General features: G+C 65.9%; 12 protein-coding genes. 10 read left to right on the top strand and 2 right to left on the bottom strand.

What is annotated here, in order from left to right:
* From U1H99_RS11940 to U1H99_RS11910, 7 genes are all read left to right on the top strand, one after another.
* Positions 1–1,644, top strand: a complete 1,644-nt coding sequence (locus U1H99_RS11940; protein WP_323141949.1) for a DUF192 domain-containing protein — start codon at positions 1–3, stop codon at positions 1,642–1,644.
* Positions 1,645–1,701: 57 nt separating this feature from the next.
* The gene (locus U1H99_RS11935; protein ID WP_323141948.1) at positions 1,702–6,306 is read left to right on the top strand and encodes an RHS repeat-associated core domain-containing protein; all 4,605 of its coding nucleotides are present in this window, start codon (positions 1,702–1,704) and stop codon (positions 6,304–6,306) included.
* A gap of 27 nt (positions 6,307–6,333) precedes the next feature.
* Complete coding sequence (locus U1H99_RS11930; RefSeq protein WP_323141947.1) at positions 6,334–7,380, top strand: hypothetical protein; 1,047 nt, start codon at positions 6,334–6,336, stop codon at positions 7,378–7,380.
* 216 nt (positions 7,381–7,596) lie between these two features.
* The gene (locus U1H99_RS11925; protein WP_323141946.1) at positions 7,597–8,619 is read left to right on the top strand and encodes a hypothetical protein; all 1,023 of its coding nucleotides are present in this window, start codon (positions 7,597–7,599) and stop codon (positions 8,617–8,619) included.
* Positions 8,620–8,766: 147 nt separating this feature from the next.
* The gene (locus U1H99_RS11920; RefSeq protein ID WP_323141945.1) at positions 8,767–9,840 is read left to right on the top strand and encodes a hypothetical protein; all 1,074 of its coding nucleotides are present in this window, start codon (positions 8,767–8,769) and stop codon (positions 9,838–9,840) included.
* A 130-nt stretch (positions 9,841–9,970) separates the two neighbouring features.
* Complete coding sequence (locus tag U1H99_RS11915) at positions 9,971–11,017, top strand: hypothetical protein (RefSeq protein ID WP_323141944.1); 1,047 nt, start codon at positions 9,971–9,973, stop codon at positions 11,015–11,017.
* Positions 11,018–11,135: 118 nt separating this feature from the next.
* Entirely contained in the window at positions 11,136–11,969 is an 834-nt protein-coding gene (locus U1H99_RS11910) for an SDR family NAD(P)-dependent oxidoreductase (protein ID WP_323141943.1), read from the top strand.
* A gap of 12 nt (positions 11,970–11,981) precedes the next feature.
* On the opposite strand, the gene U1H99_RS11905 is transcribed toward U1H99_RS11910, so the two are convergent.
* Together U1H99_RS11905 and U1H99_RS11900 are read right to left on the bottom strand one after the other, a co-directional pair.
* The gene (locus U1H99_RS11905) at positions 11,982–13,307 is read right to left on the bottom strand and encodes an amidohydrolase (RefSeq protein ID WP_323141942.1); all 1,326 of its coding nucleotides are present in this window, start codon (positions 13,305–13,307) and stop codon (positions 11,982–11,984) included.
* 59 nt (positions 13,308–13,366) lie between these two features.
* Positions 13,367–15,343: a CocE/NonD family hydrolase gene (locus U1H99_RS11900; RefSeq protein WP_323141941.1), complete on the bottom strand. Its 1,977-nt coding sequence runs from the start codon at positions 15,341–15,343 to the stop codon at positions 13,367–13,369.
* 171 nt (positions 15,344–15,514) lie between these two features.
* Between U1H99_RS11900 and U1H99_RS11895 the strand changes: the two genes are divergently transcribed.
* The 3 genes from U1H99_RS11895 to U1H99_RS11885 are packed head-to-tail and all read left to right on the top strand — an operon-like array spanning position 15,515 to position 19,514.
* Entirely contained in the window at positions 15,515–16,822 is a 1,308-nt protein-coding gene (locus tag U1H99_RS11895; protein ID WP_323141940.1) for a c-type cytochrome, read from the top strand.
* The gene (locus U1H99_RS11890; protein WP_323141939.1) at positions 16,819–17,301 is read left to right on the top strand and encodes a (2Fe-2S)-binding protein; all 483 of its coding nucleotides are present in this window, start codon (positions 16,819–16,821) and stop codon (positions 17,299–17,301) included. Before U1H99_RS11895 ends, U1H99_RS11890 begins: the two co-directional genes overlap by 4 nt.
* Complete coding sequence (locus tag U1H99_RS11885) at positions 17,298–19,514, top strand: xanthine dehydrogenase family protein molybdopterin-binding subunit (RefSeq protein WP_323141938.1); 2,217 nt, start codon at positions 17,298–17,300, stop codon at positions 19,512–19,514. The genes U1H99_RS11890 and U1H99_RS11885 overlap by 4 nt, the downstream gene beginning before the upstream one ends.
* The last annotated feature ends 10 nt before the right edge of the window (positions 19,515–19,524 follow it).

Below are 19,524 nucleotides of genomic sequence, written 5' to 3'. Positions count from 1 at the left end.
ATGACCAACCACGACTCCGTCTCGCCCGAAGCAGCGCCGGCCGCAACGCTGCTCACCGCCAGCGGTAGCCACGCGCTGGCGGTGCGCCGTGCCGCCAGCTTTTTCAGCCGCTTCCGGGGCTTGATGCTGCGCCCGGGCCTGCCTGCCGACAGCGGCCTGCTGCTGGCCGGGTGTGCCAGCGTGCATACCGCGTTCATGCGCTTCGCGATCGACGTGCTGTATCTGGACCGTTACGGCGTGGTCCTTAAGTGCGTGCCGCGCCTGCGGCCCTGGCGCGCGAGTGCCAGCAATGCCGGACGCGCGCCCGATGGCCGGCGCCGTGTACTTGCCGCGCATACGCTGGAGCTGGCCGCGGGCAGCATCGAACGCTTGGGTGTGCGGCCCGGTGACCGGCTGGCGCATCCGTCATGGTTCGAGTCCGCCCCGGCAACGCACCCGGCCGCCGCCCCGCTGCGCCCGCGGCCGCTGCGCCAGCGCGGCGCGGCCGTGGTCGAACTGGCGGTGGTAGGACCGATCCTGACCCTGCTCGGACTTGGCTCCATCCAGTACAGCCAGCTGTTCTTCGCCAAGAACACGCTCGACCATGCCGGCTTCCTGGCGGCGCGCGCGGGCAGCACCGGCAACGCGAAGCTGGCAGCCATCGACCAGGCGTTCAAGGAAGGGCTGGTACCGATGTTCGGCGGCGGCGATACGTCCGAAAAGCTGGCCGCATCGCTGGGCGAAGTGCAGAAGGCGATGGCCGTGCCCAACCGCTATCGCATTGAAATGCTGAACCCCACAAAGGAGTCGTTCGCCGATTTCAACGACCCGGCCTTGCAGGCCGCGCTGAAAACCGGCGGCAAGCGCGTGATCGCCAACCGCTCGCTGGCGTTCAAGGGCAATGCGGTCGGACCCAGCTCCGGCCAGACCCGCCAGGATGCCAACTTGATCAAGCTGCGCATCACCTACGGCGTCAAGCCGGCGGTGCCGATCGTCGCCAGCATCTACACGGTGTACCTGAAATGGCAGGATACCGGCGGCGATGCGGTGCGCACCGCGATGATCGCCGACGGACTGGTCCCGGTGGTCACGCACGTGACGATGCAGATGCAGTCCGATGCGATCGAGCCGGACAACCCGGTGTCCTCGCCGGGCAACGGCAACGGCGGCAATCCGAGCGATCCCGGCGATCCGCCGGTGACGACCGATCCGCCGCCGGATGGCGACTGCATGCTGGGCGGTTGCAGCACACCGCCGTCCGACGGCACGCCAGGCTGGTGTCCGGTACCGATCATGGCCAACCTGAGCGCCGACACGCTGTTCGGCTTCGACCAGGCCAGGTTGACGCCGGATGGCATCGCCGCGCTCGACCAGCTCCTGCAGAGTACCAACGGCACTGCGTTCGGCACGATGACCGTCACCGGCTATACCGACCCGATCGGCACCGAAGCCTACAACCTCGACCTGTCGCGCCGGCGCGCCGAGGCGGTGCGGGATTACCTGATCTCGAAGGGGCTCAAGGTGGACCACGTCGACATCGTGGGCGCCGGCGCCGCCGACCTCGTGGTGCCGCCCGAGGCTTGTCCCGGCAAGACCGGGGCCGACCTGCAGGCCTGCTACGCGCCGAACCGCCGCGTGACCGTGGAGCTGAAGCCAAAGACCTGAAATCCGATGAGAAAAGACCGGCCGGTACCATCGCCAGACACCCTGAGATCCGACGACATGAAGACGATATCGAGACTGCGGCTGCGCGCCGCGCTGACGGCCAGCCTGCTGGCGCTGGCGGCATGGGTCCTTCCCGTGGCCAACACCCTGGCGTGCCCGGCCGGGGGCGGTACCTGTTCGATCGGCACGGAGGAGCCCGCGAGCTTGCCGCCGGCGAGGTCCCTCAACGTCGGCGCAGGCAACCCGATCAATGTCATGAGCGGCAACAAGTACCTGCGCGAAGAAGACATGCCGGCACTGCCGGGCGTGCTGGGTCTGGAGATCGTCCGCCACTACAACAGTGTCCACAGCGGCGTCCAAGCGCCGGTGGGCATCGTCGGGCGCGGCTGGAAGCTCTCGTATGAAACCCAGTTGCTGGTCGCCAGCGGCGGCATGCAGGTGGTGCAGGCCGACGGCGCCGTCAGCAACTTCAGCCGCGACGTGCTGCGCCCCTCGATGGCGACCGGCGCCAACCCCGCGAACGGCGCGATCCGCGTCGAACGCCGCAGGGGCAGGGAAGAATACGTGTGGCGCTGGGTGGATGGCCGGGAGCTCACGTTCGACCAGCGCGGCAAGCTGGTCCAGATACGGGCGGCCACCGGCGAAGTCGTGAGCCTGTTGTACGACGCCCGCGGCCTGCTGGTCAAGGTCACCGATCCGCAGGGGCGCAGCCTGCGCCTGGCCTACCTCGATCGGGAAACGGCGCGGCGCGCCGACCGCTTCCGCGGCGTGCAGGGCATCGACAGTCCGGTCGGGCGCTTTGCCTACGAGTACGGCAGCGGTGCGCCGAAGGGAAGCAGCGCCGATGCGCGGGCCCTGCTTGCGAACCTGGTCCGCGTACGCCACCCGGCCGGCGGCCAAGTGCGCGATTACCATTATGAAGATGCCCGGTTCCCGACTTACCTGACCGGCATCAGCGTTGGCGCGGAACGGTTCGCCACCTATGCATACAACGCCGCCGGCAAGGGGGTGCTGTCGACGCACGCGAACGGCAGCGACAGGGTGACGCTCGATTTCGCGCGGCCCGGCCTGACGGTCGTGACCAACAGCCTGGGCCAGGCGACCAGCTACCGCTATGCGTTGCAGGACGACGACTACCGGCTGGCCGAAGTGCGCGGCCCGGGCTGCGCATGGTGCGGGCCGGGAGACCGGCGCTACGGCTACAACCGCGCCGGCCAGCTGGTGGAAACCACCGGCCTGGATGCGCAGGGCGTGCCGCAGCAGACCGTCAAGACCGAGGTCGACTACCTCGGCCGCCCGGTGCGCGTGACGCGCGTGGTCTACGGCGCCGGCAGCGCACCCGCGCCGCGCCTGGTTGCGCGCTACGAATATGCCGACCGGCGCACCACGCAGCCCACGCTGATCGCCTGGCCGAGCGTCGTGGCGGGACGTGAAGTGCTGCGCACGATCACCTACAACGCGGCCGGCCAGCCGCTCAGCGTCACTGAGCGCGGTTGGTCGCCCGGCGCAGGCGGCGAGGCGCCCGGCGCGATCGAACGCACCACCCTGTACCGCTATCGCGTCGTCCAGGGACGCAGCCTGCTGGCCGAAATCGACGGTCCGCTGCCGAACGGGAAGACCGCGACGCCGGCCGATTCCGATATCACCCGGTTCGAGTACGACCAGGGCGGCTCGTACGTGACCCGGACCGTCGCACCCGGCAACCTGGTGACCGAAGTGCGCGAACGCGACGCGGCGCTGCGGCCGCTGGTGACGGTCAGCGCCGACGGGGTGCGCATGCTGTCGGTCGAAGAACGCCTCTCGCCGTCGGGGCAAGTGCTCAAGCGCATCGAAAGCGCATGGCTGCTGGACGACAAGGGGCGGGCCGATCCCGGCACGCGCCAGGTGAATGCACTGGAATACCGCTATGACGGGCAGGAACGGTTGCAGACCGAGCATGCGCCCGGCGGCGGCATCACGCGCTACCGTTACGACGGCGCCGGCAACCTGGCGCAGCGTATCGCGCCGGACGGCAGCAGCGTCACCCGCACCTTCGATAGCGAGCGCGGGTTGACGGCCGAGATACTTCATGGCCCGGCGGCGGGCAGCGGGGTCGCCTGGCGCTACGATGGAAAAGGCGCATCGGACGGCGGCGCCGGCGCGACCCTCGACTGGCGCTCGGGCCGTATCGAGGAGCGCTGGCCGGATGCCGGCCAGCCGTGGGCGGCAATCCACCAGCTGGGCGCAACCGACACTGCGGCCGAAGGCCTGGTCGAGGAAGTCACGCGGCCGGACGGCAGCCGGGTGCGCCGCTGGTTCGACGACTTCGGGCGCGTCGCCGCCACCCGTTCTCCCGAACAAGGCTTGCGGCTGGCGCGCTACGACAATGCCGGCAACGTGGTGGCGCTGCGCGATGGCGCCGGCACCACCACCACGGTGCGGCGCGACGCGCAGGGCCGGGCGCTGGAAGTCCGGTACCTCGACGCGGCGGGGCAGGTGCAGCAGCGCCTGGCGTTGCGCTACGCCGGCATCGTCCTGGCCGAAGAGACCCGCTACGAGCGCGGCGCCGCCGACAGCCGCATCGCGTGGCGCAGCGACGCCTGGGGCCGCATCAGCGGCAAGCAGCTCACCATCTTCGATGCGCACGGCAAGCCGGCGGCCACGCTGGCGGCCGCCAGCGACATCGACCGCGAACGCCAGGCCGTCCGCAAGACGCTGCCGTCTGGCGCCCAACTCGCCTACCACTACGATGCCGCCGGCAAGGTCACCAGCATCGAACTCGACGGCAAGCCGCTGCTGAGCGACATCCGCCATACGATGACGCTGGGCGGCCTGCGCCCCACCGCGTTCGCCTATGCCAACGGCCGGCGCAGCGAGACGCGCTACAACGCCAACGGCACGCTGGCCAGCCACCTTACCGGCACGGACCTGATCAGCGCCAACCATGATCTGGCCGGCCGCGGCACCCGCTTCCAGCGCGTGGCGGTGCCGTCGGCGGCCACGCCGCAGGCGGCGGGCGGCTGGGCGTCGGTATTCGACGGCTGGATCGGCACCGCCCACGCCGCGGCGCCGCTACCGGCGCCCATTGCCGCGCCGGTGAACGTGACCTACGACACGCACGGCAGACTGGTGCGCGAGCAGCGCGGTGGGCACGATGCATTCGCCGTCGAGTACGACAGCCTGGGCAACCGTGGCGGCGCGTCGGCGGCGCGCGTCGACGGCATCGGCAACGTGCTGGCGTCCGGCAAGCTGCGCCTTGCCTACAACGCCGCCGGTGAATTGCAGCGCGTGACCGACGAGCGCGGCGTCGAGCGCGCGGCCTATCGCTACGACGCCGGCGGCCACCGCATCGCCAAGCAGGCGGGCGGCGAGACGCGCTATTTCCTGTACGACGACGGTCAATTGCTTGCGGAAGCGGATGCGTCTGGGCGCATCGTGGCCGAATACGTGTACCTGGGGCGCCGGCCTGTCGCGCGCCTGCGCCACGACGGCGGCACGCGCAGCTGGCTGCCGGGAATGCGGCCTCGGCCGGTCATCGAGTACCTGCACACCGACCAGCGCGACGCGGTGGACACCGTGACCGATGCCGATGGCCGCCTCCTGTGGCGCGGCCAGCTCGATGCGTTCGGCGTGCTGCTTGCCGAGTCGGGCGCCGCGGGCAGCGTGCCGCTGCGCCTGGCCGGGCAGTACGCCGACAAGGAAACCGGGCTGTACTACAACGTCCATCGCTACTACGATCCGGCGCAGGGGCGCTATCTGCAGGCCGACCCGCTGGGGCTGGCAGCCGGGCTGAACATGTATGCGTATACCGGCAACGATCCGCTCAACAAGACCGATCCGCTGGGGCTCAAGGTGGAGCCGGATGATGGCTGGGGCGACATCGTGCGGCCCTGGCTGTTCGGTACTTTCGTGCATTCGAAGTTCGCGAATCAGGTCAGACTCTTCGGTTCGGGCTGGGGGGCCAATGATGGACGCAGCGGTACCTGGAAAGACCTGCGCCCCGATGCCTATTACGTCGATCCGAAGAGCAACGCGGCGAACTATACCGGAACGCTCTGGGAATTGAAGCCCATATCTTGGGAGTCAGGAAAAAAATACGAGGATGGCCTAAACGAGGTTGACGAATACATAAGTAAGGCCAAGAGCGGATGCTGGAGCGCCGGTTCCAGCAGCTCGCTGCGCAAGAGACTCAAACCCGATGAAGTATTCATGGGCAACGCCACTTATGAAGTAAAGTATGTCGCCGATGCGAAGGATAAGTCAGGCCTGATTTTTTATACCAAGAAGAAGCTCGAGACGAAACCGGAACCGCAAACTGTTCCGGCCCCGTCACTGTCCAAGAAGGACGCCGACGAGCTGGCCAGACAGATGCAGGCGGTGCGTGTTCAGGGCAAGAAGGAAGGATGGTCAACGGCGCAGGAGATCGGCATGGTGGTATTGATCGGCATTGCCATCGCCTTGGCCCTCGCTGTCGCTATCTTCCCAGCGACGGTCGCCGCGATCATTGCCTCGATCGGCGGCGCGATCACCGCCGCGGTATCGGGTGAGATAGGCTTGATGGCGGCGCTCGCCGCCGTCTTCGCGTTCGGTCCGAGCGTGGCTGCGGCCGCGGAAACCAAAGGCAAGGAAAAGGAGCAGGGATTGCTGGGTGGCGCGATTGACTGGTTCAAGAGCTGGTTCTGAGAGCGCAGCGGCATTAACAAAGGACTTATGACAACCAAGAAATTTGAAGCGTTCGCGCACATCTTGCGCGAAGTGCTATCCCATGACGCCGGCAAGCTGTTCGATTTCCAGTTGGCGTTGATGCAGCGTGAGATTGGCGAGGGATGGTGGGCATTTTATTCCCAGGAAATTTTGTTCAAGGACCTGTTGCCAGCGCCACTGATCAACGAACTGGGCCGGCAATATGCGGTCGAAAACCTGCGTTGCGAGATCTGGCGGGATGTCTCCCAGAGCGCCTGGCGCGGATTTGGTCAGGCGAATTCCAACTACCATTCCGTTCTACTTACGCAATGGACCGAGCAGCCGGAGGCCCTGGCGGAATACCGTAATTTTCTCGACGTGGGGGCACTCGATACGAGCATGGCTTCAACGCCGGATCCGCTCGACCGCACCGCCAACAGCGTGTTGAGGCATCGCATCGAGACAGAACATAAACATTGGTTGTATGAACTCGAGGCCAACGCGACGGACTCGTACGTGGAGGCGGCGGCGCAAGGCGTGCTGACGCCCCCATTAATCGTTCGCGAACTGGCGCCTGCCACGCCGCTTCGCGATATGAGCGAGGCGCTCGCGGACGACACGCAGTACTGGAGAGCCGTGCACCAGGAGCGCTGGCGCGTAGCCATGAATGCCAACGAATTCAAGGCGTTCACCAAGCCGGACGAAAATCTTCGACTGATGGCGGCACTGGCCCCAGACTTTCCTTACGCCGCGCACCTGAGCTCGGCCAAGCGGCTGGTTTTCGTCCAGCAGGGCGACGGACCGCTGGCCTGGGCGCTAATGATCGACAAGACCGACGGCAGCACGACCTATCGCTACCCGCCCAAGCTCATCCTGATCAACCGCGCACAGACAAAAAAGCTCAAAGATGACGACATCCTCTACATGAATGTGATCGGCAAATCGTTTGTCAGTCACATCGACGGCGCGCGCTGCCTCGAAACGGAATTGCTGTTCCACCTGCCGCGCAGCCGCCGCCTGATCGCGTTTTATGCGCCGTTCGTCCAGCAGGCGTTGAGTCGTGTAGGTAGTTGAGGCACGTGCGTCTGGTTGTCTATCTCGGGCACACCGCTTTGCAGTGGCTTGGGCTTCGTTGCCCACATCAATCATCGCCGTGGTCTTTGCGCTCGCGACGAACGTGGCCGCGGTAGCGGAAAGCAAGAGTATGGAAAAGGAACAGGGTTGCTGGATGGCGCGATCGACTGGTTCAAGAGCTGGTTGTGAGCGCACGGCGGCATCAAGAAAGGGCTTGTGAGAACAAAGAAATTCGAATCGTTCGCGCACATCCTGCGCGAAGTGCTATCCCATGACGCCGGCAAGCTGTTCGATTTCCAGTTGGCTTTGATGGAGCTTGAGGTTGGCGAAGGATGGCGGGCATTTCATACTCAGGAAATTTTGTTCAAGGAGAAATTGCCGCCACCACTAATCAATGAATTGGGGAGGCAGTACGCAATAGAGCGCTTGCGAGTGGAGATCTGGGAAAATTTGGGCCCACAGGTCTTCAGTTACGATTCCCCCTTGCTTACAGAATGGCGCGAACATCCGGAGACCCTGGCGGGGGCCCGCAATTTCCTCAATGTGGGCGAACTCGATACGGGCCCGGCGCCAACGCCGAATCCGCTCGATCGCACCGCCAACGACGTGTTGCGGCAGCGTATCGAGAGGGACCATAAACACTGGTGGTATGAAAGCCGCGTCAATATGCTGGCTTGGTACTTGGCGTCGTCCGCGCATGCGACGCTGACACCGCCACTACTCATATGGGAACCGGAGTTCGATACGCCGGTTCGCGACATGACCGTGGCGCTCGCGGACGACAGAGGGTACTGGAAAGCCGTGTATCAGGAACGCTCCCTTGTAGTCATGAATGCCAACGAATTCAAGGCATTCACGGAGCCGGACGAAAATCTTCGCCTGATGGCGGCACTGGCCCCGGACTTCCCTTACGCCGCGCACCTGAGCACAGGCAAGCGGCTGGTTTTCGTCCAGCAGGGCGACGGGCTGCTGGCCTGGGCGCTGATGATCGAAAAGACCGACGGTAGCATGACCTACCGCTACCCGCCCAAGCTCATCCTGATCAGCCGCGAACAAACGAAAAAGCTCAAGGATGACGACATCCTCTACATGAATGTAATCGGCAAATGGTTTGTCAGCTACAGCTACGGCGCGCGCTGCCTCGAGACGGAATTGCTGTTCCATTTGCCGCGCAGCCGCCGCCTGATCGCGTTTTATGCGCCGTTCGTCCAGCAGGCGTTGAGTCGGGTAGGTAGTTGAGGAACATGCGTTTGGTTGTCTATCTCGAGCACACCGCTTTCGCGCTCTGTATGGGCATGGTTACAGCCGCGGGAACCAAGGGTAAGGAAAAGGAGCAGGCGTTGCTGGATGTGCTGACCGACTGGTTCCACAGCTGGTTTCGAGTGCATGGTCGCATCGACCGTGAAAGGATTTATGGTAAATATGACTTGCAAATCGTTCGCGCACAGCCTGCGCGAAGTACTGTCGAATGACGCCGACAAGTTGTTCGAGTTCCAGTTGGCGTTGATGGAACGCGAAATTGCCGAGGGATGGCGGGTCTTCTATGCCAAGGAGATTTTGTTCAAAGAGGTGTTGCCGGCGCCACTCATCAACGAGGTAGGCAAGTTGTACGCCGTGGAGCAACTGCGCTGCGAGATCTGGCGTGATCTAGACCAGATGGCATGGCGCGGTTTCGGCCAGATCGGTTCCAACTATCGTTCCACCTTACTCACGCACTGGTCCGAGCATCCGGAAATCCTAAAGGAATACCGCAATTTCCTGCATGTCGGCGCACTCGACACCAGCGGCGCGTTCACGCCGGATCCCCTCGACCATACCGCCAATGCCGTGTTGCGACAGCGTATCGAGACGGAACATAAACATTGGATGCATGAACTTGAGGCCAAACTGAATGACTGGTACGTGGAGGTAGCGGCGCACGGGGTGCTGACGCCGCCATTGGTTGTTCGGGAACTGGAGCCCGCCACGCCGCTTCGCGATATGAGCATAGCGCTCGTGGACGACACGCAATACTGGAGAGCGGTGCACCAGGGGCGCTGGCGCGTGGCCCTGAATGCCAACGAGTTCAAGGCATTCACCAAGCCGGACGAAAATGTTCGCTTGATGGCGGCAATGGCCCCGGACTTCCCTTATGCCGCAGACTTGAGTACGGGCAAGCGACTGGTTTTCGTCCAGCAAGGTGACGGGCCGCTGGCCTGGGCGCTGATGATCGACAAGACCGACGGCAGCACGACCTACCGCCGACCGCCCAAGCTCATATTAATCAGCCGCACGCAAACGAAAAAGCTCAAGGATGCCGACATCCTCTACATGAGTGTAGTCGGCAAATGGTTTGTCAGTTACAACAATGGCGCGCGCTGCATCGAAACGGAATTGCTGTTCCACCTGCCGCGCAGCCGCAGCCTGATCGCGTTTTATGCGCCGTTCGTCCAGCAAGCACTGGAGTGTGCAGGCAGCTGACTGCAGCTCGAGTCCACCGCTTTGAACATCAGTGCTGGGAAGCCGACGGGTCGCTGTTCCGTTTGGTTGTCTGATGAGTTTGTATTAATGTATTCCGTGTTCCTGGCGGTATTCAGAAAAGAAAGGATGCATGGCAAACGAGAAATCTGAATCGTTCGCGCACAGCCTGCGCGAAGTGCTGTCGAACGACGCCGACAAGTTGTTCGATTTCCAGTTGGCGTTGATGGAACGCGAAATTGACGACGGATGGCGCGTCTTCTATGCCAAGGAGATTTTGTTCAAAGAGGTGTTGCCGGCGCCACTTATCAACGAGGTGGGCAAGTTGTACGCCGTGGAGCAACTGCGCTGCGAGATCTGGCGTGATCTGGACCAGATGGCATGGCGCGGTTTCGGCCAGACCGGTTCCAACTACCGTTCCACCTTACTCGCGCACTGGTCCGAGCATCCGGAAACCCTAAAGGAATACCGCAATTTCCTCCATGTCGGCTCACTCGACACCAGCGGTGCGTTCACGCCCGATCCGCTCGACCATACTGCGAATGCCGTGTTGAGGCAGCGTATCGAGACGGAACATAAACATTGGATGTATGAACTCGAGGCCATGATGAACGACTGGTACGTGGAGGCATCGGCGCAAGGCGTGCTGACGCCGTCATTAATCGGTTGGGACCAGGCACCTGCCGCGCCGATTCGCGATATGAGCAAGGCGCTCGTGGACGACAAGCAGTACTGGAGAACGGTGCACCAGGAACGCTGGAGTGTGGCCGGGAATGCCAACGAGTTCAAGGCATTCATCAAGCCCGACGAAAATCTTCGCCTGATGGCGGCAATGGCCCCGGATTTCCCTTACGCCGCGCACCTGAGCACGGGCAAGCGACTGGTTTTCGTCCAGCAAGGCGACGGGCCGCTGGCCTGGGCGCTGATGATCGACAAGACCGACGGCAGCACGACCTACCGCTACCCGCCCAAGCTCATCCTGATCAGACGCACGCAAACGAAAAAGCTCAAGGATGCCGACATCCTCTACATGAATGTGCTCGGCAAGTCGTTTGTCAGCCACATCGACGGCGCCCGCTGCCTCGAGATGGAATTGCTGTTCCACCTGCCGCGCAGCCGCCGCCTGATCGCGTTTTATGCGCCGTTCGTTCAGCAGGCGTTGCGTCATGTGAGTAGTTGAGGAACGTGCGGTTCGACGGCTTCCAGGGTAAGTCGGCCGTGCACAACGCGCCACGTCCCATGGAGGTATGATGGTGCCCCGGTTCGCCAGGCGCGACACACCATGGAGGGCAGCACGCATGAAAACGGCAACATTGGAAGGCAAGGTCGCCATCGTCACCGGCGGCGGGCGCGGACTTGGACACGCGATGACCCTGGGCCTGGCCCGCGCCGGCGCCAGCGTCGTCGTCTCGGCCGCGCGCCAGAGCGACGAGGTGCGCGCCGTTGCCGACGCCATCAACGCCGAGCTGGGCGCGCGCCGCGTGCTGGCATTGCAGGCCGACGTGACCCAGGAAGCCGATTGCCGGCGCCTGGTGGACGAAGCGATTGCCGCCTTCGGCGGCCTGCACATCCTGGTCAACAACGCCGGCCGCGGGATGAAATTCGTCAGCCCGACCTTCCTGACCGAACCGACGCGGTTCTGGGAAGTCGACGCCGACACCTGGCGCACCATCGTCGACACCAACGTCAACGGCCCGTTCCTGATGGCCAGGGCGGCGGTGCCGCACCTGTTGCGCCAGGGCTGGGGCCGGGTCATCAATATCACCATGAACCACGAGACCATGCGCCGTGCCGGCTTTTCGCCCTACGGTCCGTCCAAGGCCGCGCTCGAATCCGAGACCGTGATCTGGGCCCAGGACCTGGCCGGCACCGGGGTCACCGTCAACGGGCTGCTGCCCGGCGGCGCCACCGATACCGGCATGATCCCGGATGGCGTACCCGATGCCGTGCGCAGCCAGCTGCTGCGCCCGGAAGTAATGGTCGAGCCGCTGCTGTGGCTGGCCTCGGACGCGTCCGCGGCGACCACCGGCGCGCGCCTGAATGCGGCGCGCTGGGACGCCGCGCTACCCGCGGAGCAGGCTGCGGCAGCCGCGCTGGAAAACGCGGGCTGGGCCAACGGGGCCGCGCGCTGAGCGGCCAACCGGTCAGCGCGCCGCGCTGCCCATCACGTTCAATACTGCCAGCGTCATGGCCTGGGCGGCGGTCTTGATCGACGGCTCCGGCACCGGCGCATAGAAGGGCGAATGGTTGAACGCGACCGGCTTGCCGCCGGGGCGCGCCGCTTCCGCCACCGCTTCCGGCGCGTACACGCCGGTAAAGAAGAACATCGACGGAATGCCCTGGTCGGCGTAGGCCGAAAAGTCCTCGCTGGCGGTCATGGCCGGCATGCGCTGCGCCTTGTCGGCGCCGAAGGCATCCTTGAACACGGCTTCGGTCCGGCGCACCAGCTCGTCGTTGTTGACGATGGCGGCGCCACCCGGAATGATCTGGACGTCGGGCGCCGGTGCGCCGGCCATCGCGGCGGAGGCGTTGGCGACGCGCCGGATGCCGTCCAGCAGCTTGGCGCGCACCTCGGGGCTGTACGAGCGGATCGTGCCGCGGACCTGCACGTTGTCCGGAATGATGTTGCCGACCGTGCCGCCCTGGATGGCGCCGATGGTCACCACGCCGAACTCCTTCGGATCCTTTTCGCGGCTGACCACGGTCTGGACGTCGACCACGAAGCGCGCCGCGATCGCGATCGGATCGAGCGCCTTGTCGGGCGCCGAGCCGTGGCCGCCGCGGCCCTTGAACTGGATCTCGAGGGCGTCCGAATTCGACGATACCGGTCCGCTGTTGAAGCCGACCGTGCCGTAGGCCAGCGGCCAGGAATGCAGGGCGAAGGCGTAGTCCGGCTTCGGGAAGCGCGTGAACAGGCCGTCGGCCAGCATCGCCTTGGCGCCGCGGACGACTTCCTCGGCCGGCTGGGCGATGAAGACCAGGGTGCCGTGCCACTGCGGTTTCAGCTCCGTCAGCGTACGCGCCGTGCCGAGCCAGCTCGCCATGTGGACGTCGTGGCCGCAGCTGTGGGTGACAAAATTGTCGTCTGCCTTCGTACGGGCGCGGCTGGCGTAGGGCAGGCCGGTCTTTTCTTCCATCGGCAGGCCGTCCAGTTCCGTGCGTACCAGCACGGTCGGGCCGGCGCCGTTCTTCAGCACCGCCACCACGCCGGTTTGCCCCACCTGTTCGGTCACCGTGAACCCGAGCTTGCGCATCTCGGCGGCCAGCTTGGCCGCGGTACGGGTTTCCTGGAACGCGATTTCCGGATGGGCGTGCAGGTCCTTGTAGGTGGCGTCCAGCCACGGGTACATGGCGCTGACGCGGGTGGCGACTTCGGTCTTGAGCGGGGCTGCTGTTTGAGCGAGGGCGGCGAGGGACAGCAGCGACAGCGAGACTGCCGCGGCAAGGCGGGCGACGACGGGATGGTTCAAGCTTGCCTCTCTACGATGAAGTAAGAGGCAAGCGTAGCACGGCGCTTACAGGATGGCCATCACGGGGCCGGCATCACCAGCACCTGCAGCCCCGACGGCGTCTCCGGCGCATGGTAGACGCGCTGGGTCGCCTTCTTGAAGTCTTCCGGTTTCGCTTTCGGGATGGAGACGAAAGTCTGCGGATTCAGGTCGACCAGCGGGAACCACGAACTCTGCACCTGCACCATGATGCGGTGGCCGCGGCGGAAGGTGTGGTTGACGTCGCCCAGGTGGTAGCTGATGGCTTCCACCTTGCCCGGCACGAAGGGTTCCGGCTTCTCGAAGCTGTTGCGGAACTTGCCGCGTAGCGGGTTGCCGCGCACCAGCATCTGGTAGCCGGCCATCGGCGAGGACGGCGTGCCGATGTCATGGCCGCGTTCCGCCGCCTCGCCACCCGGATACTCGGACGGGTAGACGTCGATCAGCTTGACCACCCAGTCGGCGTCGGTGCCGGTGGTCGACACGAACAGCTTGGGCGTGACCGGGCCGGCGATCGTCACGTCCTGGTCCAGCACCTCGCTCTGGTACACCAGCACGTCCGAGCGCGAAGACGCGAAGCGCTGGTCGGACACCATGTACTCCTGCGGCACGTCGGTGACCGCGTAGCCGACGAAAGGCACCGGCTTCTTCGGATCGGCCACGTATTCATCGTACGGCGCATTTGCCGATGCCGCGGCGGCCGGCTGCTGCCAGCTCAACTTGCCGTTGGCGCCGAAATACAGCGTGCGCGGCTTGGCCGGCACGGGCGGCCAGGCGCTGTACTGGCGCCAGACGTTGGAACCGGTCTCGAAAGCCGTTACCTCGGCGATCGGCCGCGCAGGCTTGATGCCCTTCAGCTGCTGTTCGAAGAACGGAAACTGGATGTTGGCGCGGAAGTCCTCGCCGGTCTTGCGGTCGAACGAGACCCGGCCCAGGCGCTTGCCATCCAGGCCTGCCCAGCCGCCGTGCACCCACGGGCCGATCACCAGGCCGTTGAAGATGCCCGGGTTGTTCTTCTTGATCGCGTGGTAGGTCGTGAACGGCCCTTGCGGGTCTTCGGCGTCGAACCAGCCGCCGACGGTCAGCACCGCCGCCTTGATGTTCTTCAGGTGTGGGGCGATGGAGCGGATCTTCCAGAAGTCGTCATAGGTATCGTGGTCGATGGTCGGCGCCAGCAGGGCGCGTTGGTTGTCGGTCAGCGTGCCCAGGATGTTCTGCATCGTCAGGTGCTGCAGGAAGAAGTCGTAGCCGTCGGCGGTGCCGTAGTCGAAGGCGCTGCGGGTCTTGGGCAGCGGCGTCGGGTTCTGCTGCTCGGTGAACGAGGCGTAGAAACCGAAGTTCGCCGCCAGCATGAACGCGCCGCCATGGTAGGAGTCGTCGCCCATGTACAGGTCGGTCACCGGCGCCTGCGGCGAGGCGGCCTTGATCGCCGGATGCGAATCGATAATGCTGCTTGAAGTATAGAAGCCCGGGTAGCTGATGCCGTAGATGCCGGCCTTGCCGTTGTTGTTGGGGACGTGCTTGAGCAGCCATTCCATGGTGTCGTACATGTCCTGGCTTTCGGTGCCCGCGCCGGCGGCGCGCTTGACGTCCTTGCCGTGCGGAGTCATCTCGACCCATTTGCCCTCGGACATGTAGCGGCCGCGCACATCCTGCTTGACGAAGATGTAGCCGGCGTCCTCGAACTCTTTCGACGGGCCGATCTGCTTCGGGAACCAGTCGACGCCGTAGTGGCGCTCGCCGTCCGCGAACACGCCCACGCTGTACGGCGTGCGGTTGATCAGGAACGGGTAGGACCTGGCGCTGTTCTTCGGCACGTAGACGACGGTGAACAGGCGGGTGCCGTCGCGCATCGGGATGCGGTACTCGTACTTGGTGTAGGTCTCGCGCAGGTCGCGTTGCGGGGCCGGAGCCGGGTCGGCTGCGGCTGCGGAATCGGCGGCGGATGCAGCGGCAAACGGCGCGCCGAAGGCGAGCGACAGCATCAGGGTCAGAACGGGAAGAGGGCGGCGGATCATGGGTTCCTTGGACGCAGAAAAGGCGGAAAGACGGGCGAAAAAGCGAGTATATGTCTTAGTAGCAATGTTCGCCACATGCCGATGGTATTGACGCGCGCACAATAGCGGATGCGGTACGAATCGCTTTGTCAAAGGCGTTCATAATCGGATGCATTACATCGGAGACAACGCATGGACCCCGCACCGCGCCCGCGCACACCGAAACGACGGACCCGCCTGATCGTGCTGGCCGTGCTGGTATTGCTCGCGGTCGCCGCCTTCGCCATCATGTGGCGGCCCGCGATCGAGGCGCAGACCGCGGCGCCGGTCTTCGACGCGGCCACCATCGAGCGCGGCCAGCGCCTGGCGATGGTCGGCACCTGCGCCGCCTGCCACACGATCGACCCCTCCCGTCCCTATGCCGGCGGCTTCGCGCTGGCCACGCCTTTCGGCACCGTCCACAGCACCAACATCACGCCCGACGCCCGTACCGGCATCGGCCAGTGGAGCGAAGCGGCCTTTACGCGCGCGCTGCGCGAGGGCGTATCGCGCGACGGCCACCTGCTGTATCCGGCCTTCCCCTACGACCACTACACGAAGCTGGCCCAGGACGACATCCGCGCCATGTACGCCTACTTCATGACGCGTCCGGCGCTGGAGGCACCGGCCCACCAGAACGCCATGACCTTCCCGTTCGGCTTCCGCCCACTGGTCGCGTTCTGGAACATCCTGTACCTGAAGCGCGAGCCATGGCAGCCGGTCGCCGGCCAGAGCGCCGAATGGAACCGCGGCGCCTACCTGTCCGTCGCGCTGGCCCACTGCACCGCCTGCCACACGCCGCGGACCAAGCTGGGCGGCACCGACTTCAGCCGCCACCTCGACGGCGGCGAAGCCGAAGGCTGGTACGTGCCGGCGCTGAACGAACATAATCCGTCGCCGATTCCCTGGACGCGCGACCACCTGGCCGAATACCTGCGCACCGGGATCGCGCCCGACCACGCGGTCGCCGGCGGGCCGATGCAGGCCTCGGTCGAGAACCTGCGCCTGGCCGACCCGAAGGATATCGACGCCATCGCCACCTACATCCACAGCTACCTGGCCAAGGCGCCACCGCGCCGGACCCGGGCCGCCATGCCGGGCAGCTTGCCGGCACCCACGGCCAACGACCCGGACCTTCAGCGTATGCAGCTGGGCTACAGCGTTTACGCGAATAGCTGCGCGCGCTGCCATGACGTGGGGCGCGACGCCACCTCGGGCGCGGCGCTGCAGCTGCAGAAGGCGGTGGCGCTGTACGACCCCGATCCGCGCAGCCTGATCCACATCGTGGTTGAGGGCATCGCGCCGCCGGACGGCGAGCCGGCGCGCTGGATGCCCGGCTTCGCCACCATCCTCACCGACGAGCAAACCGGCGCGCTGGCGGCCTACCTGCGCCGCTACGGCGCCGGCCAGCCGCAGTGGGAGCACATCGAAGACCAGGTCAAGAAAGCGAAGCAGCCATGACGACATACCACCTGCGCGTGAACGGCCGCGACCACGCCGTCGACACCGATCCGGACACGCCGCTATTATATGTGCTGCGCAACGACCTGCAGCTGAACGGCGCCAAGTTCGGCTGCGGCCTGGGCCAGTGCGGCGCCTGCACCGTGACCCTCGGCGGCGAATCGGTGATGTCCTGCCTGGTGCCGGTGTCGGTGGTCGGCAAGCGCGCGGTCGGCACCGTCGAAGGCCTGGGAACGGCCAAGACGCCCGGCGTGCTGCAGCAGGCCTTCATCGCCGAGCAGGCGGCGCAGTGCGGCTACTGCATCGCCGGCATGATGATGCGCGCCGAAAGCCTGCTGGCAAAGAACCCGAAACCGACCGACGCCCAGATCCGCCAGCACATGATGCCGAACCTGTGCCGCTGCGGCACCCACATGCGCATCCTGCGCGCGGTGCGGCGCGCCGCCGATGCGCTGCCGGCGCAGGGAGGCAAGGCATGACGGCCGGCCTGGAAAGCCCGCGCCGCCGCCAACTGCTGGCCGCCGCCGGGTCGCTGACGGTGGTGTTCACGATCGGGCCGGCCTGGGCGCAGGACGAGACCCCGATGAACAAGGGCAAGCTGCCCGGCAGCCTGGAGAAGGAACCGTGGCTGGACGCCTGGATCCGCATCGACGCCGACAACCGCATCACGGTCTTCACCGGCAAGGCCGAACTGGGGCAGGGCATCAAGACGGCGCTGCTGCAGGTGGCGGCCGAAGAGCTGTTGGTGGCGCCCGGCCGCATCACGCTGGTCACCGCCGACACCGCGCGCACCCCGAACGAGGGCTATACGGCAGGCAGCCACTCGATGCAGGACAGCGGCACCGCGCTGCGCCATGCGGCGGCCCAGGTGCGCCAGATACTGGGTGAACTGGCGGCCAAGCGTTTCGGTATCGGCGCCCCGGCGGTGACGGTGCGCGACGGGGTATTCCAGGCGCCGGACGGACGGCGCGCCAGCTACGGCGAGCTGCTCGCCGGCCAGCAGCTGCACCTGCGCTGCAACCCGGCCATTCCGGTGCGGGGGCCGGAAGGCCACACGGTGTCCGGCAAGCCGCTGCAGCGCATCGACATCCCGGCCAAGGTAACGGGCGGGCCGGCCTACGTGCAGGACCTGCGCCTGCCGAACATGGTGCACGGGCGCGTGGTGCGGCCGCCGACGCCGGGTGCGCGCCTGCTCGATGTCGACACCGCGGCCGTCGCGCGCCTGCCGGGCGTATTGAAAGTGGTGCGCGACGGCCGCTTCCTGGCCGTGATCGCCGATGGTGAGTACCGCGCCGTCAAGGCCGCGGCGGCACTGGCACGCGCAGCGCGCTGGGACACGCCGGCCACGCTGCCGGCGGACACCAGGCCGGCGCCGATGGTGCGCGCCTGGCCCGCCAAGCCATATCCGATCCTCGAGCGCGGCGTCCCCGGCAGCGCCGGACGCACGCTGGCGGCCATGTATTCGAAGCCTTTCCAGCTGCATGCGTCGATCGGCCCATCGTGCGCGGTGGCCGAGCTGGTGAACGGCCAGTACACGGTCTGGACCCACAGCCAGGGCGTGTATCCGCTGCGCGATGCCTTGTCCGAACTGCTCGGCACGTACAAGGCCACGATCCGCTGCATCCATACCGAGGGCTCGGGCTGCTACGGCCACAACGCCGCCGACGACGTCGCCGCGGATGCCGCCCTGCTGGCACGCGCCTTCCCCGGCCGTCCGGTGCGGGTGCAATGGATGCGCGAGGACGAAAACGGCTGGGAACCCTTCGGTCCGGCGATGCTGACGTCGGCGCGGGCCACGCTCGACGGCAGTGGGAAGATCGTCGACTGGCAGTACGACGTCTGGAGCCCGCCGCACAACACCCGTCCCGGCAAGGCCGGCAACCTGCTTGCGGCGACCCACCTGGACAAGCCGTTCAAGCCGGACACGCCGACGCCCAGCCCGCAGCCGGAAGGCAGCGGCGACCGCAACGCGATTCCGTATTACGTGCTGCCGAACGCGCGCGTGGTGCACCAGTTCCAGGATACCATCCCGCTGCGCAGCTCGGCCCTGCGCTCGCTCGGCGCCTACTGCAACGTGTTCTCGATCGAGAGCTTCATGGACGAGCTGGCGCACGCGGCCAACGTCGACCCGGTGGCGTTCCGGCTGCGCAACCTGGCCGATCCGCGCGCAATCGACGTGGTGCGCGCCGCGGCCAGGAAGTTCGGCTGGGACAGCTATAAAAAGACGCCACGGCGCGGACGCGGCTTCGCCTTCGCCCGCTACAAGAACCTGGCCGCCTTCTGCGCCATCGCCCTCGAAGTCGAAGTCGCGCGCGAGACCGGCATGGTGCGCATCACGCGCGCGGTGGCGGCCGTCGATTGCGGCGAAGTCGTGAACCCGGACGGCGTGCGCAACCAGATCGAGGGCGGGATCGTCCAGTCGACCAGCTGGACCCTGCTGGAACGGATACGCTTCGACGAACGCCAGATCCTGACGCGCGACTGGGCGCAGTATCCGATCCTGCGCTTCAACCAGGTGCCGGAGCGGCTGGAGGTGGAGATCATCGACCGGCCGGGGCAGCCTTTCCTGGGGACCGGCGAGGCGTCGCAGGGGCCGACCGGGGCGGCGATTGCGAATGCGATTGCGGATGCTTGCGGGTTGCGGTTGCGGGATTTGCCGCTGGATCGGGCCAGGTTGCGGGCAGGACGCTGAGCCATCGGCG

The organism is Massilia phyllosphaerae (assembly GCF_034659755.1).
GTDB lineage: Bacteria > Pseudomonadota > Gammaproteobacteria > Burkholderiales > Burkholderiaceae_D > Telluria > Telluria phyllosphaerae.
This window is presented reverse-complemented; position numbering and strand designations above follow the sequence as displayed.